Origin of the sequence: Rhodococcus parequi (assembly GCF_046042785.1) — a bacterium.
GTDB lineage: Bacteria > Actinomycetota > Actinomycetes > Mycobacteriales > Mycobacteriaceae > Prescottella > Prescottella parequi.
The window spans coordinates 350433-376407 of sequence record NZ_JBDLNV010000002.1; the positions used below are offsets into that span (position 1 = coordinate 350433).

The 25975-nt window shown below is 67.7% G+C and carries 24 protein-coding genes; 14 read left to right on the plus strand and 10 right to left on the minus strand.

The annotated features are described in order from the left end of the window. Nucleotides 1-51: 51 nt before the first annotated feature. Both ABEU20_RS05740 and hsaA read right to left on the minus strand, forming a co-directional pair. Nucleotides 52-687, minus strand: coding sequence for a TetR family transcriptional regulator (locus ABEU20_RS05740; RefSeq protein WP_420163439.1), 636 nt, complete (start codon nt 685-687; stop codon nt 52-54). Between the two features lie 218 nt (nt 688-905). Further along, complete coding sequence (hsaA, locus tag ABEU20_RS05745; RefSeq protein WP_420163440.1) at nt 906-2072, minus strand: 3-hydroxy-9,10-secoandrosta-1,3,5(10)-triene-9,17-dione monooxygenase oxygenase subunit; 1167 nt, start codon at nt 2070-2072, stop codon at nt 906-908. A 311-nt stretch (nt 2073-2383) separates the two neighbouring features. On the opposite strand from hsaA, the gene ABEU20_RS05750 reads away from it, so the two are divergent. From ABEU20_RS05750 to ABEU20_RS05770, 5 genes are all read left to right on the plus strand, one after another. Then, a complete protein-coding gene (locus ABEU20_RS05750) occupies nt 2384-3541 on the plus strand; it encodes a Rieske 2Fe-2S domain-containing protein (protein ID WP_420163441.1) in 1158 nt (385 codons plus the stop codon). A 16-nt stretch (nt 3542-3557) separates the two neighbouring features. Continuing rightward, nucleotides 3558-3785 (plus strand): hypothetical protein, encoded by a 228-nt coding sequence (locus tag ABEU20_RS05755; RefSeq protein WP_420163442.1) that lies wholly within the window; start codon nt 3558-3560, stop codon nt 3783-3785. A gap of 28 nt (nt 3786-3813) precedes the next feature. Beyond that, a complete protein-coding gene (locus tag ABEU20_RS05760) occupies nt 3814-4605 on the plus strand; it encodes an SDR family NAD(P)-dependent oxidoreductase (protein WP_420163443.1) in 792 nt (263 codons plus the stop codon). A gap of 82 nt (nt 4606-4687) precedes the next feature. Continuing rightward, nucleotides 4688-5581 (plus strand): nuclear transport factor 2 family protein, encoded by an 894-nt coding sequence (locus ABEU20_RS05765; RefSeq protein WP_420163444.1) that lies wholly within the window; start codon nt 4688-4690, stop codon nt 5579-5581. Nucleotides 5582-5717: 136 nt separating this feature from the next. After that, the gene (locus tag ABEU20_RS05770; protein ID WP_420163445.1) at nt 5718-6416 is read left to right on the plus strand and encodes a hypothetical protein; all 699 of its coding nucleotides are present in this window, start codon (nt 5718-5720) and stop codon (nt 6414-6416) included. Nucleotides 6417-6493: 77 nt separating this feature from the next. On the opposite strand, the gene ABEU20_RS05775 is transcribed toward ABEU20_RS05770, so the two are convergent. Continuing rightward, nucleotides 6494-7309: a DUF72 domain-containing protein gene (locus tag ABEU20_RS05775; protein WP_420163446.1), complete on the minus strand. Its 816-nt coding sequence runs from the start codon at nt 7307-7309 to the stop codon at nt 6494-6496. Between the two features lie 114 nt (nt 7310-7423). Here ABEU20_RS05775 and ABEU20_RS05780 point away from each other — a divergent pair, with 114 nt between their 5' ends. Next, nucleotides 7424-8590: an alpha/beta hydrolase gene (locus ABEU20_RS05780; RefSeq protein WP_420163447.1), complete on the plus strand. Its 1167-nt coding sequence runs from the start codon at nt 7424-7426 to the stop codon at nt 8588-8590. A 77-nt stretch (nt 8591-8667) separates the two neighbouring features. Here the strand turns inward: ABEU20_RS05780 and bphC are convergent, their stop codons facing one another. From bphC to ABEU20_RS05800, 4 genes are all read right to left on the minus strand, one after another. Further along, nucleotides 8668-9573 (minus strand): biphenyl-2,3-diol 1,2-dioxygenase, encoded by a 906-nt coding sequence (gene bphC, locus ABEU20_RS05785; protein WP_420163448.1) that lies wholly within the window; start codon nt 9571-9573, stop codon nt 8668-8670. 40 nt (nt 9574-9613) lie between these two features. Further along, nucleotides 9614-10786, minus strand: a complete 1173-nt coding sequence (locus ABEU20_RS05790; protein ID WP_420163449.1) for an acyl-CoA dehydrogenase family protein — start codon at nt 10784-10786, stop codon at nt 9614-9616. Nucleotides 10787-11234: 448 nt separating this feature from the next. Then, a complete protein-coding gene (locus tag ABEU20_RS05795) occupies nt 11235-12923 on the minus strand; it encodes an FAD-binding protein (RefSeq protein WP_420163450.1) in 1689 nt (562 codons plus the stop codon). A gap of 13 nt (nt 12924-12936) precedes the next feature. Next, nucleotides 12937-13803: an alpha/beta fold hydrolase gene (locus ABEU20_RS05800; RefSeq protein WP_420163451.1), complete on the minus strand. Its 867-nt coding sequence runs from the start codon at nt 13801-13803 to the stop codon at nt 12937-12939. Nucleotides 13804-14053: 250 nt separating this feature from the next. Between ABEU20_RS05800 and ABEU20_RS05805 the strand changes: the two genes are divergently transcribed. Further along, nucleotides 14054-14590, plus strand: a complete 537-nt coding sequence (locus ABEU20_RS05805; protein ID WP_420163452.1) for a flavin reductase family protein — start codon at nt 14054-14056, stop codon at nt 14588-14590. An 83-nt stretch (nt 14591-14673) separates the two neighbouring features. Here ABEU20_RS05805 and ABEU20_RS05810 read toward each other — a convergent pair whose 3' ends face one another. Continuing rightward, a complete protein-coding gene (locus ABEU20_RS05810) occupies nt 14674-15567 on the minus strand; it encodes an IclR family transcriptional regulator (RefSeq protein WP_420163453.1) in 894 nt (297 codons plus the stop codon). 277 nt (nt 15568-15844) lie between these two features. Here ABEU20_RS05810 and ABEU20_RS05815 point away from each other — a divergent pair, with 277 nt between their 5' ends. After that, nucleotides 15845-16726 carry a TIGR03619 family F420-dependent LLM class oxidoreductase gene (locus ABEU20_RS05815; protein WP_420163454.1) on the plus strand — a complete coding sequence of 294 codons (882 nt, stop codon included), beginning with the start codon at nt 15845-15847 and terminating at the stop codon, nt 16724-16726. 109 nt (nt 16727-16835) lie between these two features. After that, the gene (locus ABEU20_RS05820; protein WP_420163455.1) at nt 16836-17321 is read left to right on the plus strand and encodes a nuclear transport factor 2 family protein; all 486 of its coding nucleotides are present in this window, start codon (nt 16836-16838) and stop codon (nt 17319-17321) included. Between the two features lie 93 nt (nt 17322-17414). Here ABEU20_RS05820 and ABEU20_RS05825 read toward each other — a convergent pair whose 3' ends face one another. Further along, nucleotides 17415-19034 carry an acyl-CoA synthetase gene (locus ABEU20_RS05825; RefSeq protein WP_420163456.1) on the minus strand — a complete coding sequence of 540 codons (1620 nt, stop codon included), beginning with the start codon at nt 19032-19034 and terminating at the stop codon, nt 17415-17417. Between the two features lie 287 nt (nt 19035-19321). Between ABEU20_RS05825 and ABEU20_RS05830 the strand changes: the two genes are divergently transcribed. The 4 genes from ABEU20_RS05830 (at nt 19322) to ABEU20_RS05845 (ending at nt 23739) form a co-directional block, all read left to right on the plus strand. Next, the gene (locus ABEU20_RS05830) at nt 19322-20263 is read left to right on the plus strand and encodes a 3-oxoacyl-ACP reductase (RefSeq protein WP_420163457.1); all 942 of its coding nucleotides are present in this window, start codon (nt 19322-19324) and stop codon (nt 20261-20263) included. A 17-nt stretch (nt 20264-20280) separates the two neighbouring features. After that, nucleotides 20281-21033, plus strand: a complete 753-nt coding sequence (locus ABEU20_RS05835) for an SDR family NAD(P)-dependent oxidoreductase (protein WP_420163458.1) — start codon at nt 20281-20283, stop codon at nt 21031-21033. A 218-nt stretch (nt 21034-21251) separates the two neighbouring features. After that, nucleotides 21252-22823, plus strand: coding sequence for a GMC family oxidoreductase N-terminal domain-containing protein (locus ABEU20_RS05840; protein ID WP_456300329.1), 1572 nt, complete (start codon nt 21252-21254; stop codon nt 22821-22823). Between the two features lie 133 nt (nt 22824-22956). Further along, nucleotides 22957-23739, plus strand: a complete 783-nt coding sequence (locus ABEU20_RS05845; RefSeq protein ID WP_420163460.1) for a VOC family protein — start codon at nt 22957-22959, stop codon at nt 23737-23739. A 6-nt stretch (nt 23740-23745) separates the two neighbouring features. On the opposite strand, the gene ABEU20_RS05850 is transcribed toward ABEU20_RS05845, so the two are convergent. Beyond that, nucleotides 23746-24645, minus strand: coding sequence for an amidohydrolase family protein (locus ABEU20_RS05850; protein WP_420163907.1), 900 nt, complete (start codon nt 24643-24645; stop codon nt 23746-23748). A gap of 183 nt (nt 24646-24828) precedes the next feature. Here ABEU20_RS05850 and ABEU20_RS05855 point away from each other — a divergent pair, with 183 nt between their 5' ends. After that, nucleotides 24829-25968, plus strand: a complete 1140-nt coding sequence (locus tag ABEU20_RS05855) for an NADH:flavin oxidoreductase (RefSeq protein WP_420163461.1) — start codon at nt 24829-24831, stop codon at nt 25966-25968. Nucleotides 25969-25975 lie beyond the last annotated feature (7 nt).

The window sequence follows — 25975 nt, forward strand, 5'->3', positions numbered from 1 at the left end:
ACGATTCCGGCCCCGCAGGCAACGCGGGGCCGGATTTAGAATTCATTTCAGTTAAGCGGTCTCGATCGGCGGCAACTGAGCATTCGACAGGTCTGCCAGCAGCAGCCGGCACGCCGTGCGGAGATCCTCCTCCGCGTCCGGGACCGAGATCCGGCCGTTGAGGCACGACTGGATGATCCCGAACCAGGCCGATACCAGTAAACGAACCAGCACCGAATCGTTCTCGGTGACCTGCTCGAGCCCCGCGGCCTCGAACAGCACGTCACGGAACTGCCGATCGACGCGCGCCACATCCGGGATCGTGGTGACCTTCGCCGTGCTCGTCGACTGGATCATCGCGTTCGCCAGCAGGGGCCGGCGCAGCAACGCCCGCGTGGCCCGCAACAGGGTCTCGAAGATCTCGTCCTGCGGCGTCGGCGCCGGTTGCGCGCGGCGGGCGAACCCCTCGCTCATCTGGTCGATCTGATCGACCATCACAGCGACGAACAGATGCGTCTTGGACGGGAAGTAGCGGTAGAGGGTCCCGATGGCGACGCCGGCGAGCTTGGCGACCTCGTGCATCTGGACGCGCTCGAGATCCTTCTCGGCGCCCAACTGGGCGGCGGCATCCAGCATGCGGGTGAACCGCGCGCGCTGCTCCGCCGAACTCGGCTCGGCCGCGTCCCGCGCCTCGGCCACTCTCGGCACCGTCGACCCCCTACCTCTTCGTCCTCGAATCGTATGCCGCGGGGCGCGCAGCACACTCCGAATGCTTCCAGCTGAGGCCGTCCGCGCGCAGCGCTTCCGGTCAGTGGGAATGGTGGCGCCCGCATGGGCGCCCGCAATCGAGTTCACATCGAACCCGAAATCGAGGGCGGACACAACCATGCCGACCCGGCAAGTGGGAGAGCACGGGCCGCCCGCCGCTAGACCAGGTTGTCCTCGACCGGCAGACCGAAGGCTCCCCGCCCGTACATCGCGAGGGCCCGCGCGGCATCGTTGGCGACGTGGACGCTGCCGGCGTGCGCGTCGCGCCACGCCCGTTCGATCGGGTTGCCGCGGGTCAGCGAGTTGCCACCCGCGGTCTTGAAGAGCACGTCGATCGCCTCGAGCGCCCGCTCCGTGCCGCGCACCTGATCGCGTCGTACCCGCAGCCGCATGCTCATCGGCAGCGGCTGGCCGGCCTCGGCCAGCTCCAGCAGTTCCCGGATGTTGCGGTCCATCTGCAGGATCGCCGCGTCGATCTCCGACGACGCCCGCGCCACCGCGATCTGCGCCGACTGGTCCTCTGCGAACCGACCGCCGCCGAGACTGAGCCGGACCCGGTCCCGCATGGCCGACAGGTAGGTCTCGTAGCACCCCGCGACCGTCCCGATGACGGGCGCCGCGACGGTGCTGGTGAAGATCGCCGCGAACGGGAGCTTGAACAGCGGCGCGGGGTTCACCTTGTGTCCGGGCCCGCGCAGCTGCGCCGCCTCGTAGTTGCGGATAGTCCGGTACTCGGGGACGAACGCCCGCTCGACGGTGATCTCGTTGCTCGCGGTCCCGCGCAGGCCGACGACGTCCCACACGTCCTTGATCCGGTAGTCGGTGCGCGGCACCAGCACGGTCATGAAGTCCACGGGCCGCCCCTCGGCACCGACCACGAGACCGCCGAGCAGCGCCCACGACGCATGGTCGCAGCCCGACGAGAACCGCCAGCTGCCCGACAGTTCGTAGCCGCCCTCCACCGGAACGAGCTCCCCCACCGGCGCATACGCCGACGACACGAGTGTCGAGGTGTCCTGCCCCCACACCTCGTCCTGCACCTTGACGTCGAACAACGCGAGATGCCACGGGTGCACCCCCAGCACCGACGTGACCCACCCGGTGGAACCACACACGCCCGAGATGGCGCGAACCACCTCGTAGAAGTCGACCGGGCTGGTCTCGAGACCGCCGTAGCGCGCGGGTTGCAGCATCCGGAAGACGCCCGCCGCCGTCAGGTCCCGGATCGTCTGATCGGAGACGCGCCGCGATTCGTCGACGGTCTGGGCGCGCTCGGCGATGGCGGGTAACAGTTCGCGGACCGAACTCAGGACCTCGTTGGGCATGTGGGTGCTCCTCCACGACCCCGACCGGGATCACATGTAGGGACAGGGGGGTACCCGCATGGTAGGGCGGGACGGCCGCGGACCGTCCTCCGGGCGGTCCGTCGGCACACGCGCGAGCCCCGGGCGATCCGTTCGCGGAGACGGGTCCCGCCCAGTGGGACTGTCGAAAACCGGGTGATAGGTGTCACCTAGCGTGGCCGTCAATGCCACAGGTGCATCCTCCACCGTGGAGGGTCGGCATCCGTGGCCGGCGCTCGACATTCGAAGCGCGTCCGAACTCGAAAACTGCTTTCCCTGAAAGGACGGACGAAGTGACGCTCAATCAGTCCGATGAAACCGAAGTCCGCGAGATCGTCGCCGGTATCGCCCCCACCCGTTTCGCCCGTGGTTGGCACTGCCTCGGTCTGTCGGAGTCCTTCAAGGACGGAAAGCCGCACTCGGTCCACGCCTTCGGCACCAAGCTGGTCGTGTTCGCCGACAGCAAGGGCGACGTCCAGGTCCTCGACGCCTACTGCCGCCACATGGGTGGCGACCTGAGCCAGGGCGAGATCAAGGGCGACTCGGTCGCGTGTCCGTTCCATGACTGGCGTTGGAACGGCAAGGGCCGCTGTACCGACATCCCCTACGCCCGCCGTGTTCCCCCGGTCGCCAAGACCCGCGCCTGGCCGACGCTGGATCAGGACGGCATGCTCTTCATCTGGCACGACCCCGAGGGCAAGGCGCCGTCCGACGAGGACATGTACATCCCGCGTATCGAGGGTGCGCTCAGCGACGAGTGGACCGAGTGGGTCTGGTACACCACCGAGGTCGACACCAACTGCCGCGAGATCGTCGACAACATCGTCGACATGGCGCACTTCTTCTACGTGCACTACTCGTTCCCGACGTTCTTCAAGAACGTCTTCGAGGGTCCGGTCGCCAGCCAGTTCATGCGCGGCGAGGCCCGCACCGACATGCGTCCGCACGCGACCGGCGTCCCGAAGATGCTCGGCAGCCGCTCCGACGCGTCGTACTTCGGCCCGTCCTTCATGATCGACGACCTGGCGTACGAGTACGAGGGCTACGACGTCGAGTCGATCCTCATCAACTGCCACTACCCGGTCAGCCCCGACAAGTTCGTGCTCATGTACGGCATGATCGTCAAGAAGTCGCCGGTCCTCGGTGACAACGCACTGGCGACGGCACAGAAGTTCGGCGAGTTCATCGCCAAGGGCTTCGAGCAGGACATCGCGATCTGGAAGAACAAGACCCGCATCGAGAACCCGCTGCTGTGCGAGGAGGACGGTCCGGTCTACCAGCTGCGCCGCTGGTACGACCAGTTCTACGTGGACCGCGCCGACGTCACCTCGGACATGACCGACCGCTTCGAGCACGAGATGGACACCACCAAGGCCGTCGCGTCGTGGCGTCGGGTGGTCGAGGACAACCTCGAGAAGAAGGCGCGTGAGAATGCAGCCGCTGGAGTGTGATCGCTGTGGGGCCTGCGTGCAGGTCCAGAAGCACAGCTGGGAACACACCGCCGTGCAGTGGAACGAGACGGCGCAGGAGAAGTGCCTCGAGATCCACGAGTGGGTGGGCCGGGAAGGCCGCCCCGGCGCACCGGTGATGAGGTGCGAGGCGTTGAGCGCGACGATCCAGGTCGCCGCGCTCGACGGGCGCCTCGCCATCACCAACGAGGAGCCCGTCCCCACCCCGCAGGTCGTCGACCACTAGGTCGCGCTGCAGACGAGAGAGACCTTTCATGATCGACAAGAACCAGTACGGCCCCTGGGTCGTCATCGCGGGTGGCTCCGAGGGCGTCGGCGCGGCTTTCGCCGACGAGCTCAGTCGCGCCGGCCTCAACCTCGTGCTCATCGCCCGCAAGCCGGGCCCGCTCGAGGAGACCGCGGACAAGGTCCGCGCGAACGGCGTCGAGGTCCGCACGCTGTCGCTGGACCTGCTCGCCGACGACGCGATGGACCGGATCCGCACGGTGACCGACGACCTCGAGGTCGGCCTGCTCATCTTCAACGCCGGCGCCAACAGCTACGGCCACGAGTTCGTGACGGGTGACCTCGACGGGTTCAACGGCGTCATCAACCTCAACATCACCAAGCAGCTCGAGCTGTCGCACCACTTCGGCGCGAAGATGAAGGACCGTGGCCGCGGCGGCATCATGCTGCTCGGCTCGCTCGCCGGCTACATGGGCTCCGAGCACCAGAGCATCTACGCGTCGGCCAAGGCGTTCAGCCGGGTGTTCGCGGAGAGCCTGTGGCTCGAGCTCGCGCCGTACAACGTCCACGTCGTCGAGCTGATCCTGGGCGTCACCCGCACGCCCGCGATGATCCGCGCCGGACTGAACTTCGACATCCCGGGCATGATCGTCCAGGAGCCCGAGGACGCGGCCCGCGAGGGTCTCGAGCACCTCACCGACGGCCCGGTCTGGGTCGCCGGCGGCAACTACGCGGCTGCCGAGAAGCGCAGCGGCTTCCCCCGCGACAAGATGGTCAAGGGTGCGGCCGAGGCGATGCGCAAACTGCTGAACCGCTCGTAGAATTTCAGATCGACAGGCTGTGGCTGCGACCGAAAGGTCGCAGCCACAGTTGTATTCGCCCCCGCCACCGAAGGGAACACCGATGAGTCTCGAGATCCTGTTGGCCGAACGCGAGATCGCCCGCGGAGTCGTACGGTTCGCGCGCGCGATGGACGACCGCGACTGGCCGGTGCTGCACGACATCATGCTGCCCGACGCCACCGCCGAACTGGGCACCGGAACGCTGCAGGGCCCCGGCGAGGTGGAGGCCGCGATCCGCTCGTTCCTCGACGACTGCGGGCCCACCCAGCACCTGCTGGGCAACATGCTGATCGACGTCGACCTGGCGGCCGGCACCGCGACCAGCCGCACGTACGTGTCCGACCTGCACCTCGGTGTGGGCGATCGACAGGGCCTGAGCTTCTCGACGCTCGGCGACTACCACGACCAGTGGCGGCTCACCGACGGCGTGTGGCGAATGAGCCACCGCACCAAGCACATGCGCGGCACCCAGGGCGACATCGAGGTCCTCGGTGCCGGTCCCGGCCACTGGAATGGTGGCGCATCGCCGGTCGATCCCCGTACAGCGGCGGCGAACATCGAGGCGATCAAGGCGGTCAAGGCCCGCTACTTCCGGCTCATGGACGCCAAGGACTGGGACGGACTGGCGGCCGTGTTCACCCCCGACGTCACGATCGACATGACGGAGACCGGTGGGGGCGTGACGCATTCGGTGGACGAGTACATGCCGTTCCTGCGGGCGAACATCGAGAACGTCGCCACCGTCCACCACGGCCACATGCCCGAGATCACCCTCACCTCCCCCACTTCCGCGACCGGGGTGTGGGCGATGGAGGACAAGCTGTGGTGGCCGGACGGCGCGCCGGTGCGCAGCCTGCACGGCTACGGGCACTACGTCGAGGAGTACCGGAAGGCCGGCGACGACTGGCGGATCGCGTCGATGCGTCTGACCCGACTGCGCACCGACACCGCGTAATCGCAGTCGGCTCCGATCCTGAAGGATTTCTCTCGCTCAGCGACGGAGATCCTTCAGGATCAACGTAACGATCGACCGTTTTGCCCGATACCGTCTGCACAGGTGTCGCGACTGCGGCACCCGACGGGGAGGGAACATGTCGAGGTATCGAGTTGCGGCGCTGGGGATCGCCGGACTGTTCGGCGTCGTGGGCCGCGGGGCCACGGACGCGGCGCCGCCCGTGAGCAGGGAAGAACTCCGGGTGAGCCTGCTGCCCGGCGCCGCGGACCTTCCGCCCAGCGCCGTGGTCGAGCGACTCCCCCGCGAGGACCAGATGGTCCTCAGCCTCAAACTCGACGCACCCAGCACCGGCGACGGATCGGAGGCGACGACGACGTTCGATCCACCTGCGTGCGAGGCTGAGAACGCGTACTCGGACGGGGCTCGGATCGGGTTGGTCGACAACGGTTCCGCGGCCGGCGCACTTCTCGGAGACGACCGCGCGTACATCCTGTTGGTCAGCGAGACCGACCTGGACGTGCAGCGAATAGCCGATGCCCACACCGGATCGTGCGCGACGTACACCGTCGCCTACGACGACCCGGCTTCCTTCGGCCGCACGGTCCGCACCGAACGACTCGATCTGCCACCTGCGCTCGCGTCGGAGGACGCTGTGATCGTCTCCGAGGTCACGCACTCCGACAATCCGAAGTGGGCCGACGACGAGGTGCTACTGGGATACGCCGCAGTCGGCGACTACACCGTGCTGGTGCTGGCTTACCACGGCAAGGAGTTTCGCACCGAGTTCGACGACGTGTTCACCCGGACCGTCGAGAAGGTGCGCAGTCACGTGTGAGCGGAGCGACCCGTGGCGCCCCGGAGGTGAGCGGAGATCGGGAGACGCCCGGAACGACGGCCTTTCCGCAGTCCGCATCAACCCAGACGGCTCAGCAACCCCATCGCGTCGAACGGGGCGTAGCCCTTCATGTCGTTGTCGAAGTACACGAAGGCATCGCGCCCCGATTCGGTCCAGCCGCGCACCTTCCCGGCCCACCGATCGAGGGCCTCGTCGGTGTACCCGCTCGCATACAGCTCGGCGTCCCCGTGCAGCCGGGCGTATGCGAAATCCGCGCTGTCCTCGTCGACCCTGGGGTACCGGCCGGCCGTGTCGGCCAGGACCAGCGCCACATTGTGGTCGCGGGCGAGCGAGACCACCTCCGGGACGGCGAAACTCGGGTGCCGCACTTCGAGGGCGTGCCGGATCGGACGGTTCGCGTCGGTGGTATCCAGGACGCGGTCGTCGGAGAGCTTGTCGTCGCGTCGGGCCGCGAGCGTGCACGCCGCCGTCGTCGTGCGCGGCAACAGGGACAGGAACTCCTCCAGTACCCCGGCGTCGAACTGCAGGTTCGGCGGCAGCTGCCACAGGATCGGTCCGAGCTTGTCGCGCAGCGCGAGGATGCCCGAGGCGAAGAAGTTGGCGAGCGGCACCTCGACGTCCCGCAGCCGGCGGACGTGGGTGACGTAGCGTCCGCCCTTGACGGCGAACACGAAGCCGTCGGGCGTCTCGTCGCGCCACTTCGCGTAGCTCGACGGCTTCTGCAACGCGTAGAACGACCCGTTGATCTCGATCGACGTCAGGTGCTCGGCCGCGTACCGCAGTTCTTCGCGGTGCACCAGACCCTTCGGATAGAACCCTCCGCGCCACCCCGGGTACACCCACCCGGAGATGCCCACCCGCACGTCCGCCATGCGGCCGCAGTCTAGTCCGCTCGGTCGACGATTCTCGGGACTCGGGAACCTCTGTCCGCAGGTCGGGGTACCTTACTGATCGCCAGATTCGAAGACGTAGGGGGGATTTTCTCCATGTGGGGTTCAGATCCGAGGCGCGCGGCGCGCCACCGACTGCAGCGGGGCCTGTTGGGCGCGTCGCTCGCGGCGCTGGTGGCACTGCCGCTGGCCGGGGAGGCGGTGGCCGCACCCGGCAGCACCGGCAGTACCGGCAGCCTCGGCAGCGTCGCCGGTGGCTCGAGCGGCAGCGCGGCAGCCAGCTCCGACAACGGCAGCGTGAGTGCCGGTTCGGTGATCCCGGGCCCTCTCCAGAACGAGCACCCACCGCTACCACCGCTGCGTGACGACATCACGACCGCGGCGATCACCGGCGAGGAGCAGAAGACCGACCAACTCGTGCGCTTCACCGTCGCCTCACCGGCGCTGCGCCGCGAGGTGGGAGTGGAAGTGCTGCTTCCGAAGGACAATTCGGTGCCGCGCCCGTCGATCTACGCGCTCGAGGGTGTCGACGCGCGTGAGGACACCAGCGGGTGGGTCACGATCGGCGGCGCGCCGGCCTTCTTCGCGGACAAGAACGTCAACGTCGTGATGATCAACGGCGGCGTGTCCGGCATGTACACCGACTGGGACCGGACGGATCCGAGCGTCGGGCTGCACAAGTGGGAAACCTTCATCACCCAGGAGCTACCCGCGCTGCTCGACGCCCGCCTGAACACCAACGGCGTCAAGTCGCTGCTGGGCATCTCGATGGGCTCGCAGGGCGCGATGATGCTCGCGCACCGCAATCCCGGGATGTACAAGGGCATCGCGGTGTTCAGCGGGTGCTACTCGACGGTGGACGACCTGGGCCGGCTCAGCGTGCAGTCCACGGTGTCCTCGCGCGGCGGCGACATCGCGAACGTGTGGGGCGAGGTCGGCGGACCCGGGTGGGTCGCCCACGACACCGTCCTGGGTGCCGAGGCGCTGCGCGGCATGGACATCTACGTCTCGGTGGCGTCGGGGGTGCCCGGCAAGTACGAGGATCCCGCGGCTTCCGACTGGTTCGACCGGGTGTTCATCGGCGGCCCGATGGAGGTCATGGCCAACGGCTGCACGCGTCTCCTCGACGCCCGGCTCGACAAGCTGAACATCCCCGCCACCTTCGACTACGAGGCTGTCGGCATCCACGGGTGGTCCTACTGGCGCGACCGGCTGCCGAAGGCGTGGCCGACGCTCGCGCGCTCGCTCGATCTGCCGGCCTGACGCGCGGACGACGAAGGGGCCCCGCACGGACGAATCCGTGCGGGGCCCCTTCGCGTCGAGCACCACCTACAGGGTGATCAGGCCTTCGGCATGAACGCCTTCAGCGGCTCCGAGGCCGACCAGTCGTGGCCCCAGTAGCTGTCCGCCGTGATCTCCTCGGCGGTGTAGAAGGTCTCGTCGACCAGCATGCCCTCGGTGCCGAACTCGAGGTCCCAGCCGCCGGGAGCGCGCACGTAGAACGAGATCATCTTGTCGTTCGTGTGGCGGCCCAGGGTCGAGGAGATCGTGAAGCCGAGCTTGGCGACACGGTCCAGCGCCTGGCCGACGGCGTCGAGGGAGTCGACCTCCGTCATCAGGTGGACCAGGCCGGGCTCCTCCGTCGGAGGGGCCGGGCACAGCGCGAGGCTGTGGTGACGCTGGTTGACACCCATGAAACGGACGCGCGAGACGCCGTCCTGCAGCCGGATGGCGCCGCGCGGCAGGAAGCCGAGCACCTCGGTGTAGAACGCGTACGACTCCGCGAACTTGGCCGTCGGGAGCACGACGTGCCCGAGGCCCTGCTCGCCGGTGACCCAGCGGCCACCGTGCGGCGTCACGACCGGGCTGTGGTCGAGCACCGGGCCGAAGAAGACCTCGACACGCGTGCCGGCCGGGTCGTCGAACGCGATGACCTTCTCGGCGTCGCGGTAGTCGGCCTCCTCGAGGGAGAGCTCCTCGACCGCGATGCCGGCCTTCTCCACGGCCTCGCGGACACGCTGGAGTGCGAAGTGATCTCGCACCTCCCAGCCCACCGCCTGAGCCTTGTCGGAGTCGCCCGGCAGGACGATCAGGCGCGCACGCCGCTCGTCGAGACGCAGGTACAGGCCGTCCGGGTCGGGGCCCGAGCCGGTCGCCATGCCGAGGCCGTCGACGACGAGTTCACGCCAGCGAGCGATGTCCTGGGTCTGAATTCTGAGGTAACCGAGACCCCGAATGTCCGTCATATCAATCCGTCCCTGAGTGAGGAATTCAGCTGGGTTCGAACTAGATCATCGAACGGTGGACGCCCTGCGGCTCACCACCGAGCTGGGTCAGCGCCGACGAGTGGTTGATCGAGCCCGGCACGTGGATGGCGTGCGTGAGGCCGACGTGCGCGTCACGCCAGAAACGCTGCAGCGGCAGCGTGACCTTCATGGCACCGCCACCGGCGCGGGCGAAGATCTCGTCCAGCGCGCTCACGGCACGCCACGCGGCGTTGGTCTGGGTGCGGCGACCGATGGCGCGCTCCTCGAAGGTGACGACCTCGCCCTTCTCGGTCTTGTCCCAGAAGCGGTCGACGGTCTCGAGGATCGCGACGCGCGAAGCGTTGATCTCGTCGGCGGCCTGGCCGATGGCGTAGAGGACGTACGGGTCCTCCTTGATCGGGACGCCGGTGACCGCGACGCGCTCCTTCTGCGCGGCGATGTACAGGGCGAGACCGCCCTCGCACATGCCGATCAGCGACGAGGAGATGCCGAGCGGGAAGATGCAGGAGAACGGGAACTTGTACAGCGTCTCGTCGCGGCCCGCATGCTTGGCGCCGTTGCCGCTCAGGACGATCTCGGAGTCGATCGTGCGGTACTCGGGGATGAAGGCGTCCTTGACGGTGAAGTCCTTCGAGCCGGTGCCGCGCAGGCCGACGACGTTCCAGCTCTCGTGGTCGACGGTGTAGTCCGCCTTGGGAACCAGCACGTGCAGGATCTTGCCGGTCGGCACACCCTTCTGGTCACCGACGAGCGCACCGATCATGACCCACTCGCAGTGGTCGTTGCCGGTGGAGAACGACCAGCGGCCGTTGAGGATGTAGCCACCGTCGACCGGCACCGCGACACCCATGGGGGCGTACGGCGACGCGATCCAGGTGTCGACGTCCTCGCCCCAGACCTCGTGCTGCGCCTTGGGATCGAAGAAGGCCATCTCCCACGGGTGCACACCGACGATGCCGGAGACCCAGCCGGTCGAGCCGTCGACCGAGCCGAGCTTCATCGCCGTCTCGGCGAATTCACGCGGGTGTGCCTCGAGGCCGCCGAACTCCTTCGGCTGCAGCATCCGGATGACGCCGGCGTCGCGCACACGCTTCGCGTTGCCGTCCGAGAGGCGCATCAGCTTCTCGCCCTCGATGCCACCCTCGCGGATCTCGTCCGCGAACTGCATGATGTTGTCCAAAACCTGACCCATAGCTATCAGCTCTCTCTCTGCGATCCCACGGCGACGCGGATCAATTCTTAGCGGCCAGACCGACTGCACTCAAGGGCAATTGGCCTCTCCTGTCCTCCGACAAGCTCGGGCGACCGGCCTAGACGAGAATCTCGGTTCGGATGCGCCGTGACGCTTGGCATGCTCGCGGCATGCTCGAGGAAGCTGGGGTGGACACCACCGACGAACGAGTCGGCCGCAGTGTCCCGGATACCCGCACCGACGTGCCGGACGGAGCCTGCGAACATGGCGCCCCTCCTGGTGCGGATCGGGGATCAACGTACTCGATTGCGCTGATCGTGTGTATGGAACGGTCCCAGGAATCGGGCCGGGAGAACAAAACATCTCCCGCTCAGCGGGACTGGAATTCCGGCACGTCAGAGCCGGTTTCCCAGTCCCGCTGAGTGAGCGGTTCGAGGGGACTTTCGGACTACTTCGTCCCGGGTCCGTCGATGCGCTTCGTGTCGCTGTCGGCGACATGGTTCGCGGCCACGTAACCGAACACCATCGACGGGCCGATCGTCGCGCCGGCACCCGCGTACTCGTTGCCCATCACGGAGGCGGACGTGTTGCCCGTCGCGTACAGGCCGTCGATGACCGACCCGTCCTCACGCAGCACGCGTGCCTCGGCGTCGGTGACCAGACCACCCTTGGTGCCCAGATCGCCCGCCTCGATGCGGATCGCGTAGAAGGGGCCCTTGACGATCTCGTCCATCGCGGCGTTCTTCATCGTCGGGTCGCCGTAGTACTGGTCGTACGCGCTGTCGCCTCGGCCGAACTCCTCGTCCTTGCCGGTGCGGGCGTAGCCGTTGAACCGGTCGACGGTCTCGAGCAGGTTCTGCGGCGGGATGCCGACCTTCTCGGCCAGCTCGCTCAGCGAGTTCGCCTTGTGCACGATGCCCTTGTCGTAGAAGCCCTGCGGGAACGGAGCTCCCGGCAGGACCTGAGCGAACGGGTACCGCGAACGAGCCTTGCTGTCCATGATGAAGTACGCCGGGACGTGCCCACCGTCGAGCTGGTCGTGCACGAAGTTCACGTACGGCGACGACTCGTTCGTGAACCGCTTGCCGTCCTGGTTGACGATGACGGCCGGCGGGATGGACCGCTCGGACACCAGCGGGATCACCGCACCCATCGGATGCATGACCGACGGCATCCACCACGCGTCGTCCATCAGATCGACGGCGGCACCCAGCTTCTGGCCCGCGAGGATGCCGTCACCGACGTTCTCGCGCGCACCGGCGCTGATGTTCGCGACACCGTTCTCCGGCAGGTACTGCGCACGCATCTCGTTGTTGTGGTCGAAGCCGCCGGTGGCGAGCAGGACGCCCTTGCGGGCGCCGATGCGCACGGTCTTGCCGTCCTTCTCCGCGACGATGCCGACGACGGCACCCTTCGCGTCGACGATCAGTTCCGTCATCGACGTCTTCAGCCACAGCGGAACGCCGGCATCCTTGAGCGCCATGCGCATGCGGGCGACGAGCGCGCGACCACCGGTCGCCATGTGACGGCGGCGGATGACGTTCGACGACACACGCCACGCGGCGACGAGCGACGCCCGGCGTCCGCGCCACGTGCGCTTGACCATCGCGAGGTCGCGGTAGTCCTTCGACGTGATCCACAGACCCAGCGGTCCCTTGAGGCTGTTGGGACGCTGGTACTTCTCGTCCTCGCCGAGCTTGCGGGTGTCGAACGGCGTGCACTCGGTGGTGCGGCCGAGGGGACGTCCGCCCTCCTCCTCCGGGTGGTAGTCGGAGTAGCCCTTGACCCAGTAGAACTCGATGTGGGGGCTGCGCTCGAGCAGCTCCATCATCGGCGGGCCGTTGTCGACGTACGCGTCGAGGCGCTCGGCGGACGCCTTGCCGTCGACGACGACGTCGAGGTAGCGGCGGACCGACTCACGCGAGTCGCCGGCGCCCTTGCGCACCAGTTCCGGTGCGTTCGGGATCCAGATGCCGCCGCCGGAGATGGCGGTGGAACCGCCGTAGGTCTTGCCCTTGTCGATGATCAGTGCCGACATGCCGCGGTTCGCGGCCGTGATACCGGCGACCATGCCACCGCCACCGCTGCCGACGACGAGGAAGTCGACGACGGTGTCGAAGTTCTGCTCTTCAGCCATGTTCTGGTTCAGCTCACTTCGAGTCGCGCAGCAGGAACGAGAGCACCGAGGCGACCCAGGCGTCGCGGGCCTCGATCATCGTCCAGTGGCCGCAGTTCGGGAACACGTGGAACTCGGCGTTGGGGATGTCGCGCATCGGCAGCAGACCGAGGTCGACGGGGCTGACGCGGTCGTCGCGGCCCCACGTGAGGAGCGTCGGGGCCTTGATCTTGCCGAACTGGGCCCAGTACGGGGTGCCGTCGGCCTGCGCATTGGCCGCGGCCATCGCGGCGAAGGCCTTGCTGCTGTACATGCGGCGGGCGATCTCGAGCGTCTTCGGCTCGGTCGCGAGCGCCCAGCGTTCCTCGATGAGCTGCTCGGTCACCACGGCCGGGTTGTAGACCATCGAGTGCAGCCAGCGGACGAGACTCTCCCGCGACGGGTTGTCGGTGAACTCCATGAGCAACTTGATGCCCTCGCCCGGGCTGGACGACAGCACGTTCTTGCCCATGCCACCGATCGAGACGAACTTGTCGACGAGCTCGGGACGCGCGATCGCGATGCGGGCACCGACGACGCCGCCCATCGAGTTACCGATGATGTGGACCGGGCCCAGGCCCAGGCCCTCGAGGAAGGTCGGGACGGCGCCCACGGCCTCGACCATCGGATGGCCGTCGCACGGGTCGGACACGCCGAAGCCGGGGAACTCGAGGACGTAGCAGGTGAAGTGCTCCGCGAAGTCCGCGAGGACGCCGCGGTAGTTACGCCAACCGGTCACACCGGGGCCCGAACCGTGCAGCAGCAGCAGCGGCGGACCGTCGCCGGCCTGGTGGTATCGGAGCACGCCCTGATCGGTGTGCAATTCCTTCAGAGTTTCTTCGTAACTGATCTCAATAGCCATCGTCAGCCTCTGTCCGTCGCAAAAATGTCATCCGGGTCACAGCCCATCGGCGGAAGGGTGCCAGCCCGTGCCGACGTGGGCCATATCGCATCCCGATCAGCGAGACCGGTACTTCCCCCGACCCCTCGGTCGAGCGTGGTTCCGCTGATCGAGACAGCAATTCAGGGCTGCGAAGGTGCGGCCATACGCTCGCAGACATCGACTTCGGCGTAGCGGACGCCGAGCAGTTCCCCGAATCGGAGGTGGCCCCATGTCCACAGAGGCGATTGCACAGGAGACCACGCTGGGAGCAGAGCCGACTCCGGCGGACATGCGACGCGTCATGGGCCAGTTCGCGACGGGCGTCACCGTCGTGACCGGCCTCGACGACGACGGCCCCGTCGGCTTCGCGTGCCAGTCGTTCGCCTCCGTGTCCCTGGATCCGCCACTCATCCTGATCTGCGCCGATCACCGCGGCCGGGCCTGGCCCCGCATCCGCGAGACCGGGCGCTTCTGCGTCAACGTCCTGCACGAGGACCAGTCGGACCTGTGCTCGCGGTTCGGTTCGAGCAAGGGACGCAAGTACGAGGACCTCGACTGGGAGGTCTCCCGCTGGGGCACCCCGTCGCTGCCGGACGTACTGATGCGGGTGCATGCCGAGGTGCACGAGGTCCACGTCGCCGGCGACCACGACATCATCATCGGCCGGGTGCTCGAACTCGACGCGGTGTGCGAGGAACGACCGATGGTGTTCTTCCGCGGCAAGTTCGGCATCGAGGCCCCCGCACTGGTGGCCACGGGCTCCTGACTTCCCTACGTACGAACGGGAACTGGCGGCACACTTCCGCAGGGAAGTGTGCCGCCAGTTTCGTCGGCGTTCCGTCTACGCGGTCAGATCCACTGCCCGCTCTGGATGGACAGCAGTCGGTCCATGGCGTCGGCGGACCAGGTGTTGACGGGAGGCTCCGGTGCCCGGCGAGCGCGGCGGGGCGCACCCATGTCGGGGTAGAGCGTGCGCGACACCTCGCGAGCGGCATCGACCACGAGGGGGGCGACGCGCTCGAGCTGGGCCGTCCGCGCGTCACCGCACAGCGAGATGCCGGCGACCGGACCGTCGTAGCCGCGAACGGCGACACCGACGCAGGCCACGCCGCGAACCGATTCGCCGCGCTCGAAGGCCAGGCCCCGACGCTGCCGGATGCGGTTGAGCTCCTGGTGCAGGGTCGCGACGTCGGCGATGGTGCGGTCGGTGCAGCGACTCAGACGCGCCTCGTACAGGCTGTCGACCCGCTCGGGATCGAGCCACGCGAGCATCGACTTGCCGCCGGCCGTGGAGTAGGCCGGGCCCCGGCCGCCGACGCGCGACGGCAGCGTCGACGCGAACCGTCCGCCGACCTTGTCGAGATAGACGCTCTCGCTGCCGTCCAGCACCGCGAGGTGCACGACCATCCCGGTCTGCATGTGCAGTTCGTGCAGCAGCGGCGCCGCGGCGGCGCGAATCTCGCTGTGCCCGCCGTCGCCTCCGCCGAGGCCGAGCGCACGGCGACCGAGGCAGTAGCCGAACGAGGCGTGTTCCACCCAGTTCAGCCGCACCAACTGATCGAGGATTCGGTGCACGGTCGAGCGCGGCAACTGCGTACGGCACGCCACCTCTTCGAGCGTGAGCCGCGACGCGCGACCGTCGAACGCGTCGAGAATCAGGGTCATCCGCTCGACCATCGAAGGCGGCAGTTCACGGCGCGGGGCCGGCGTGGTGACCGACTCACCGGAATCGACGACTGTCATCGACACCTCCAAAGCAACATCCGAGCCCCTGATCAGAGGGGCAATCTGACGCAAAACTGAAATCAATTCTGACAGGCTAGCAGGAAAATCCCGCTGGGCGGGACCAAATCTTGGTCGATTGTTTGTCCGAATCGGACATTCCCCATCATGACCCGGGGCCGCAGGCCGCGCCGCCCGAACCGATCAAACTCCCGGTGACCGGAAAAACCGGCGCGACGCCCCCACCCCTCCGGTAGAACGAAGCGACACCGGCCGATCCAGCAACGGAGTCGTAGGGATGCACATCGGAATCGTCTCCCCCGTCGTGGTCCTGCACCCCGACGCCCACTCACCGTGGGAACGTAACGCCGGGATCGCCGACCTCGCGCGCATCGCGGAGACCGCCGACCGCCTCGGCTACGACCACCTGACCTGCAGCGAACACGTCGCCGTCCCGGTGGACGTGGCCGCGACCCGCGGCGGCACGTACTGGGATCCGCTCGCGACGCTGGGCTATCTCGCCGCCCGGACCACCACGATCCGGCTCGCCACCCAGGTCCTCGTGCTCGGCTACCACCACCCGCTCGAGATCGCCAAGCGGTACGGCACGCTCGACGTCGTGAGCGGCGGACGGCTGATCCTCGGCCTGGGCGTGGGCACCCTACGCGAGGAGTTCGACCTGCTGGGCGCCCCCTTCGAGGACCGCGGTGCCCGCGCCGACGACGCCCTCGCCGCCCTGCGCGCGTCGCTCTCGCGCAGCCTGCCCGAGTACCACGGGACCTACTACGACTACGAGGGACTGCTCGTCGAACCGCACGCCGTGCAGGATCGGGTGCCGCTGTGGATCGGCGGTCGCACGATGCGATCGCTGCGCCGCGCCACGACCCACGGCGACGGGTGGGCGCCGTTCGGTCTGAGCGTCGACGAGCTCCGTGGCATGCTCGAAAAGGTCGACGTCCCAAAGCACTTCGACGTCGTGCTCGCTGCGGGCGCACCGCTGGACCCGCTGGGCGCGCGCGACCGCACGATCCGGGCGCTCGAACGTCGGCGTGAGGCGGGAGCCACGATCGCGAGCGCATCGGTCGCCGCGACCGGAGCCGCGCACTATTGCGACCAGCTGGAGTCGCTGCGGGAGCTGGGTGCCGGGATCGGCGTCGAGTTCGAACCCGCGCCCCGCTAGCCGCGAGGCAGTCCCGCACCACCGAGATCGGGTCGCGACGCGAACCGGTCTCGCGCGCACTACGTTTCACGTTTCATTCGATAGCTGGACAAACACCGAAGGAGATCCGATGACCGATACCGCTGCGCTCGTCCAGTCGCTGATCGAGCGGGTTGAGCTGCTCGAGGACAAGCTCGCGATCCAGGAGCTCATCACCGCGTACGGCCCGGCCGTCGACGCCGGCAATGCCGACAAGGTCGGCGCGCTGTGGGCTGAGGATGCGGTGTACGACGTCGACGTCCGCAACATGAACGGGCGCGCGGAGATCATGGAGATGGTCCGCACCAGCCCGCACCAGGACTACATCAAGAACGGTTGCGGTCACCTGCTCGACCCGATCAACATCGTGGTCGACGGCGACACGGCCGTCGCGACGTGCCATTCGCAGTTGCTGCTGCGCAACCCGAACGAGGATTCGTTCCGGGTCTGGCGCGTGACGGCGAACCGCTTCGACCTGAAGAAGATCGACGGCACCTGGCAGATCCAGCGCCGCACCTCGCGGGTGCTCGACGGCCGCCCCGAGGCGCCGGAGCTGCTCGGCCGCGCCGGCAGCTGACCCGAACGCGCGAAACGGCCCGCCTCGCGATTCGCGGAGCGGGCCGTTTCGTCGAGGTTCGAGCGCCTCGAAATAGAATGAATTCTGCCGGAACTACTGGGTCACGGCCTCGAGGGTCGCCTTGGCCCAGCGGTAGTCGGCCTTACCCGCAGGCGACCGGACGACCTCGGGCACCACGACGAGCGTGCGCGGCACCTTGTAGCCGGCGATCTGGGTCCGGCAGTGCGCGATCACCTGGTCCTCGTCGAGATCCTCGACGCCGTCGCGGGCCGAGATGACGGCCGACACCCGCTGCCCGTACATGGGATCGGGGATGCCGGCGACGAGTGCGTCGAGCACGTCGGGGTGGCTCTTGAGCGCCTCCTCGACCTCCTCGGCGTACACCTTCTCGCCACCGGTGTTGATGCACGACGATCCACGGCCGAGCACGACGATGGTGCCGTCCGCCTCGACGCGGGCGAGATCGCCGAGCACCGACAGGCGCACACCGTCGACGACCGGGAACGTCGCCGCGGTCTTCTCCGGGTCACCGAAGTAGCCGAGCGGCACGTGCCCGGCGCGGGCCAGATAGCCGACGTTGTCGGAGCCGGGCTCGATCGTGGAGAAGTCCGTGTCGACGACACGCGCCTTCGGGGACGGCGGCATCCGCAGCAGCCCGTCCTCGTCCTTCTTGAGCTCGCCGTCGTTGCCCGACTCCGACGAACCGAACGCGTCGCGGAGGTAGACGTTCGGCAGCAGCTCGTTGAGCTTGCCGCGCACACTCGCCGACCACAGCGCGCCGCCGGAGCCGATGATCCACAGCGAGCTCAGGTCGAACCGCTCGCCGTGCTCCTCGATCGCGTCGGCGAGCGGACGGGCGATCGCGTCGCCGACCACCATCACGGTGTTGATCTTGTGCTGATCGACCAGTTCGAGCGCCTCGACCGGGTCGTACTTGGTCATGAGGACCTGCTTGGACCCCATGAACATGCAGGTGAACAGCGAGTACGACGCGGCGCCGTGCATGAGGGGTGCGGTCACCAGGTAGGTCATCGCGAACTGGTTCGCGGCCGCAGCGGCGCCGAGTTCGGCCGGCGACAGGATGGGGTCGCCGCCCATGATGGCGCCGCCCGCGAGTGCCGCGTGGTAGAAGTCCTCGTGCCGCCACATCACGCCCTTGGGCATGCCGGTGGTGCCGCCCGTGTAGATGACGTAGAGGTCGTCGGCGCTGCGCTCCGGGAAGTCCCGATCGGCGGACTGCTCGGCGGAAGCCTTGTGGTAGTCGACGACCGCCACGTCGGCGGCAGCGGCCGCTTCCGCGAGCGCCGGTCCGGCCGGCTCGCCGATGAGCACGATGTGCCGCAGCCCGGGGCACTTGGGCAACACGTCGGCGATGACGTCACTGAACTCGCCGTCGGCGATGACGGTGGCGAGCTTCGCGTCGTTGTAGAGGTAGGTCAGCTCCGCGTCGACATAGCGGAAGTTGACGTTGACCGGGACCGCGCGGATCTTGAGGCAGCCCAGCAGCGATTCGACGAACTCGAGGCTGTTGCGCGCGTGCAGCCCGACGTGGTCACCCGGCCCGACCCCGTGGGCCGCGAGGTGATGGGCGATCCGGTTCGCGGCGGCGTCGAACTCTGCGAACGTCCGGGATTCGGATCCGCACACGAGTGCGACCTTGTCCGGTACGGCATCGATCACAGCTTCGGTCAGGTCAGCGAGATTGAGAGTCATACCTTGGTCCTTCGGTGAATCGCACAGCGAGCAACAGTGCGTTCTACCACAAACCACGCCCTCGTGTGCCTGAGATCACAACCAAGCGAGTAGAACATATTCCTATTAGTTGATCAATAGCTCGGCGAAGAGTTTCGGGATTCTCCCAGCGCGGGAGAGCCTGTCTGGCGCATCATCTGCGAGAGTGCGAAGCGCGCCGACCGGAACGGGATCGGTGAAGACCCTTGTGTCAAAACTAGAATGAATACTAGTTTGGGTGTATCGCACGGAACATGAAGGAGCCTGACATGGTGGATTCTCTGAGCTTGGCCGGCAAGACGGCCATCGTCACCGGCGCCGGGGCCGGTCTCGGCCGCGCCGAGGCGCTCGCGCTGGCCGAGGCCGGTGCCGCGGTCGTCGTGAACGACATGGGCGCCGCAGCCCACGACGTCGTGGACGAGATCAAGGCCGCGGGTGGACAGGCTCTCGCCGTCACCGGCGACGTCTCGGACTGGTCGCTCGGTGGTCGGATGATCGAGGAAGCCGTCTCCAACTTCGGCTCGATGGACATCCTGGTCAACAACGCGGGCATCCTGCGCGACAAGATGATCTTCAACCTGTCCGAGTCGGACTGGGACGACGTCATCCGCGTGCACCTCAAGGGCCACGCCGCGACGTCGCATGCCGCCGCCGTGCACTGGCGTCAGGCGAGCAAGGACGCCGACGGCCCGATCTACGGTCGCGTCATCAACACTTCGTCCGAGGCGTTCCTGTTCGGCTCCGCCGGCCAGCCCAACTACTCGGCAGCCAAGGCCGGCATCACCGCGCTGACGCTCTCGACCGCGGCCGGCCTGTCCCGCTACGGCGTGCGCGCCAACGCGATCTGCCCCCGGGCCCGGACGGCCATGACCGCCGAGGCCTTCGGCACTGAGAACAACACCGGCGCGCAGGGTCTCGACCCGCTGGCACCGGAGCGCGTCGGCACGCTGGTCCGCTACCTCGCGTCGCCCGCGTCGGACGAGATCAACGGCCAGGTGTTCGTGGTCTACGGCAAGATGGTCGCCCTCATGGCCGCACCGCAGGTCGAGAACCGTTTCGATGCAGCCGGTTCCGCGTTCTCCGTCGAGGAGCTGGCCGGCCAGATGACGCCGTACTTCTCGGGCCGCGGCCCGTACGAGACCTACGCCGCATACAGCGTCGCGGGCCTCGAGAAGGTCGCCCTCGCCACCGACACGCCCGCCGGCGTCTGATCGGGACTGGGGTCGGCATGAGGCTTCAGGGCAAGGTCGCCATCGTCACCGGTGGCGCCGGCGGCATCGGGCGCGCAATCACCCGGGTGTTCTCGCGCGAGGGCGCGAAGGTGCTGTTCGTCGACATCAGCGACGAGAACGGCTTCGCGCTCGAGAAGGAGATCGCGGAGGCCGGCGGTGAGGGCAAGTTCCTCAACGTCGACATCTCGCAGGCCGATTCGGCTGCGGCGATCCGTGACGCCGCCGTGGCGGCGTTCGGCCGGATCGACATCCTGGTCAACAACGCGCACGCGTCCCGTCAGGCGCCGCTGCTCGAGCAGACGCAGGAGATGTTCGACATCTCGTTCGGCACCGGCTTCTACCCGACGGTGCACCTGATGCAGGCCTGCTACGAGGAGTTGAAGAAGACGCAGGGCTCGATCATCAACTTCGGGTCCAGCTCTGGGCTCGAGGGCATGCCGACGCAGACGTCGTACGCGGCGGCCAAGGAGGCCATCCGCGGCGTCAGCCGGGTGGCCGCCAACGAGTGGGCCGCCGACCAGATCCGGGTCAACGTACTGTGCCCGTTCGCGGCCACCGAGGGAGTCGTGGCGTGGCAGAAGGCGTTCCCGGAGCGGGCCGCCGCGTCGGTCGCCAAGGTTCCGCTGCAGCGCATCGGCGATCCCGAGACCGACATCGCGCCGATCGCACTGTTCCTCGCGAGCGACGACTCGAAGTACATGACGGGTCAGACCGTCATGGCGGACGGCGGCAGCCTCAAGCTGCGCTGATCTCGGTCCGAGACACCATGTCCGAGGTGTGCCAATTTTCCGGTACTGCCTCGTAACCTCCTCTGTCGGCGGTATAAAGCCTGGCAGTCCGCTGTGAAGCGGACCACCTACCAAACCGCCGACAGAGGAGTTCCATGACCGATAGCCGGGCGAACAGAACCGATGCGACTCGGGGGGTTGCATCCGTCTCACGCCGACGATTCATTGCCGGAACGGGTGTGACCGCGGGAGCCCTGCTGCTCTCCTCGATGTCCACCTCCGCCTCCGCCTCCCCCCGTCGAGCGGTCGCCGACGGCGACCGTCTCCCGGCACTCGTCATCGGCAGTGGCTACGGCGGCGCCGTCGCCGCCCTGCGCCTCACCCAGGCGGGCATCGCGACCCACATCGTCGAGATGGGCCGCAGCTGGGACACTCCCGGCCCCGACGGCAAGATCTTCTGCGGCATGCTCGACCCCGACAAGCGCTCGACGTGGTTGTCCAACAAGACGGATCAGCCGGTCAGCAAGTTCATCGGCATCGGCATCAACAAGGACATCGACAAGTACGTCGGCGTGCTGGACTCCGAGCGGTTCTCCGGTATCCGCGTGTACCAGGGCCGCGGCGTCGGCGGCGGTTCGCTCGTCAACGGCGGCATGGCAGTCACCCCGAAGCGCAACTACTTCGAGGAGATCCTGCCCTCGGTCGACTCGAACGAGATGTACACCAAGTACTTCCCGCGCGCGAACGCCGGCCTCGGCGTCAACAACATCGACCAGGCCTGGTTCGAATCCACCGAGTGGTACCAGTTCGCCCGCACCGGCCGTAAGACGGCCCAGCGGTCCGGCTTCAACACGGTCTTCGTCCCGAACGTCTACGACTTCGACTACATGAAGAAGGAAGCGGCCGGACAGGTCACGAAGTCGGGTCTCGGCGGCGAGGTCATCTACGGCAACAACGCCGGCAAGAAGTCGCTCGACAAGACCTACCTCGCGCAGGCCGCGGCCACCGGCAAGCTCACCATCACCACGCTGCACCAGGTCACCAAGGTCGCCCCCGCCTCCGGCGGCGGCTACAGCGTCACGATGGACCAGATCGACGAGCAGGGCAACAAGATCGCGACCAAGGTCGTGACCGCGGACCGCGTGTTCTTCGCGGCCGGCAGCGTCGGCACCAGCAAGCTGCTGGTCTCGATGAAGGCGCAGGGCCACCTGCCCAACCTGTCGTCGCAGATCGGCGAGGGCTGGGGCAACAACGGCAACGTGATGGTCGGCCGCGCCAACCACATGTGGGATGCCACGGGCTCCAAGCAGGCCACGATCCCGACGATGGGCATCGACAACTGGGCCGACCCCACCGCACCCATCTTCGCCGAGATCGCCCCGCTCCCCGCGGGACTCGAGACGTACATCAGCCTGTACCTCGCGATCACGAAGAACCCGAATCGTGCTCGGTTCCAGTTCAATTCGGGCACCGGCAAGGTCGATCTGTCGTGGACGACATCGCAGAACCAGGTCGGCATCGACATGGCAAAGAAGGTCTTCGACAAGATCAACAAGAAGGAAGGCACGATCTACCGGACCGACCTGTTCGGGACGTACAAGACGTGGGGCGACGACTTCACGTACCACCCGCTGGGTGGTGTGCTGCTGAACAAGGCGACCGACAACTTCGGCCGTCTGCCCGAGTACCCCGGCCTGTACGTCGTGGACGGCTCGCTCGTCCCCGGCAACGTCGGCGTCAACCCGTTCGTCACGATCACCGCGCTCGCCGAGCGCAACATGGAGAAGATCATCTCGACCGACATCCAGTGACAGTCGCCTGCCCGCGTTCCCGCGTCCGCGTCGGCGGGGGACGCGGGCAGGCCCCGGTCTGCGATAGCCTTTTCTCGAACGATCCCACTCGACCACGTCGTGAACGCGTCGAAGCGGATGAGAGGACATCGCGATGTCTACCCGTTCGAACTATCCCGAGGGCACACCCAGTTGGGTCGATCTGCAGACCTCGGACCAGTCCGGAGCCAAGGAGTTCTACACCGCCCTGTTCGGCTGGTCGTACGACGACCGCCCGATGCTCGAGGACGCGGTGTACTCCATCGCGACGCTGCGGGGCGAGCAGGTCGCGGCCGTCGCGCCACTACCCGCGGGTGCCCCGCCCGCGGACACCCCGCCGACCTGGAACACCTTCCTGGCCGTGGACGACGCCGACGCGTCGGCCGCGAAGGTGGAACCGGCCGGCGGACAGCTGATCCTCCCGGCGTTCGACGTCGGGGATGCCGGGAGGATGGCGTTCGTCGCGGATCCGACCGGTGCGCAGATCGGATTGTGGCAGGCCCGCACACACATCGGCGCCACGCTCGTCAACGAACCGGGCGCCCTGATCTGGAACGAACTGATCACCGACGACGCGCCCACCGCGCTCGACTTCTACGCCGCCGTCGTGGGCTTGGGCACCGCGGTGATGCCGATGCCGGACGGCGAGTACACCGTCCTGCAGGTCCACGAGGACGGGGTCGGCGGATGCATCGCGCCGCCGCGCCCCGACGTCCCCAACCACTGGCACGTCTACTTCTGCACCGAGGACGCCGACGCCACCGTCGCGACGGCCGCGAAGGAGGGCGGGGCGCTGATGGCCGACCCGTTCGACATGGCGACGGTCGGCCGGATGGCTGTCCTCGCCGACCCGCAGGGCGCGGTGTTCAGCGTCATGCAGCCCGAGACGGCGTCCTGACCGCGGTCACTCGATCCCGAACAGGCGCACCGCGTTGTCGTGCACGACGGCGCGCACCCAGTCGTCGCCCAGGTCGAAGCGGGTGAGCGCCTCGAGCGCGTCGAGGTACGAGTAGGGAATGTTGGGGAAGTCGCTGCCGAACAGGATCCGATCCCCCAGATCGCGCAGGCGCGGAACCTCGTGGCGCGGGAACGGGATCTGCGCCTCGGTGAAGTCGGTGAACGCCATCGTCGTATCCAGCTGCACCAGCGGGTAGCGGTCCGCGAGATCGAGGAACTCGGCGTACTCGGGCATTCCCATGTGCGCGACGATCAACGCCAGGCGCGGATGCCGCGCGAGCAGGGTGGCGATGCGGTCGGGTCCGGTGTAGCGGCCGGGCGCAGGGCCGGAACCGCAGTGGATCACGATCGGGGTGCCGCTGTCCTCGAGCAGCCCCCACACCGCGTCGAGCAGCGGATCGTTCGGGTCGTAGTCACCCACCTGGATGTGCGACTTGAACACCCGCGCGCCCGCGTCGAGCGCCGACGCCACGTACTGCGGCGCCGACGCCTCCGGGTAGAACGTGGCCGTGTGCAGGCAGTCCGGGGTGCGTGCCGCGAAGTCCGCCGCCCACTGGTTGAGCCACGCCGCCATCTCGGGCTTGTGTGGGTAGAGCATCGAGGTGAACCGGCCGACGCCGAACTCCCGCAGGTGCGCGACCCGCGTGTCTTCCTCCGACCGGTACCGGATCGGCCATTCGCGCCCCGTGAGCGGACCGGCCGAGTCGAAGTAGGCCCACACCTTGTCCATGACGTTCTTCGGCATGAAGTGGGTGTGCACGTCGATCAGCGTGGACAGGCCCAGGTGCTCGCGGAATGCGGCCACTCCGGCCGCCTCGGATTCCCGGTCGAGTTCCGTCGTCGCCACCGATTCACACACGGTCCGGCCCCTCTCGCCTCGCTTGTCCGGGTGGTCCCGAACACACCCTGCCGACCCTAGTCTCGGGACGTTTGCGCTGAGTGAGACCCCGGTTTGACGGGTCCGGAAAGTCCCTGAAACGCTACCTAGCACTTGCTTGGTTTACCACGATCCCGAAAAGGCGCAGACGACATGACCTCTTCATCTCCCCTGTTCCAGCCGCTGAAGGTGCGTTCGCTCGAACTCGCGAACCGCATCGTCATGTCGCCGATGACGCGCTCCTACTCGATCGACGGCGTCCCGGGCGACGACGTCGCCGGCTACTACCGTCGCCGCGCCGAGGGCGGCACGGGCCTGATCGTCACCGAGGGTGTCGCGATCGAGCACGAGACCGCGGTCGACAACTCACGCGTCCCCCGACTGTTCGGCGAGGAGTCGCTCGCGGGCTGGCGCAAGGTCGTCGACGGTGTGCACGAGGCCGGCGGCAAGATCATTCCGCAGTTGTGGCACGTCGGGCCGCTGTGGGGCGCGATGAGCAAGGTCGACCCCGCCCTCAAGCCGATGCGCCCGTCGGGCGAATGGGGCCCGCTGGGCACCACGTCGTACCCGGAGTCGTACACCTCGTGGGTCCAGGAGGCCACCGAGGCGATGACCGAGCAGGACATCCAGGACGTCATCACGGCGTTCGCGCGTGCCGCCCGCAACGCGATCGACGTCGGCTTCGACGGCATCGCCCTGCACGGCGGCCACGGCTACCTGCTCGACTCGTTCCTGTGGGCGGGCACCAACAAGCGTGACGACCAGTGGGGTGGCGACCTCGAGCGCCGCACCCGCTTCCCCGTCGAGGTCGTGAAGGCGATCCGCGCCGAGATCGGCGAGGACTACCCGATCTTCTACCGCTTCTCGCAGCACAAGCAGCAGAACTACACCGCGCGCATCGCGGAGACCCCCGACGAGCTGAAGGTGATCCTCGGCGCACTGGCGGACGCCGGGGTCGACGTCTTCGACGCCAGCATCCGCCGCTTCGACTTCCCCGCGTTCGAGGGCAGCGACGTGTCGCTGGCCGGCTGGGCCAAGAAGGTCACCGGCGCGATCACGATGGCCGTCGGCAGTGTCGGCATCGGAAAGTCGCTGCGCGACAGCCGGATGGACGGTTCGGCACCGGTCGTGGACAACATTCCCGAGCTCGAGAAGCGCATCGGCGGTGGCGAGTTCGACCTGATCGCGATCGGCCGCCTGCACCTGGCCGACCCGGCACTGGCCTCGCGCCTGCGCGACGGCGCACCGCTGCCCGAGTTCGTCCGCGAGGTCCACGAGGGCTCGCTGACGTAACCTCTCG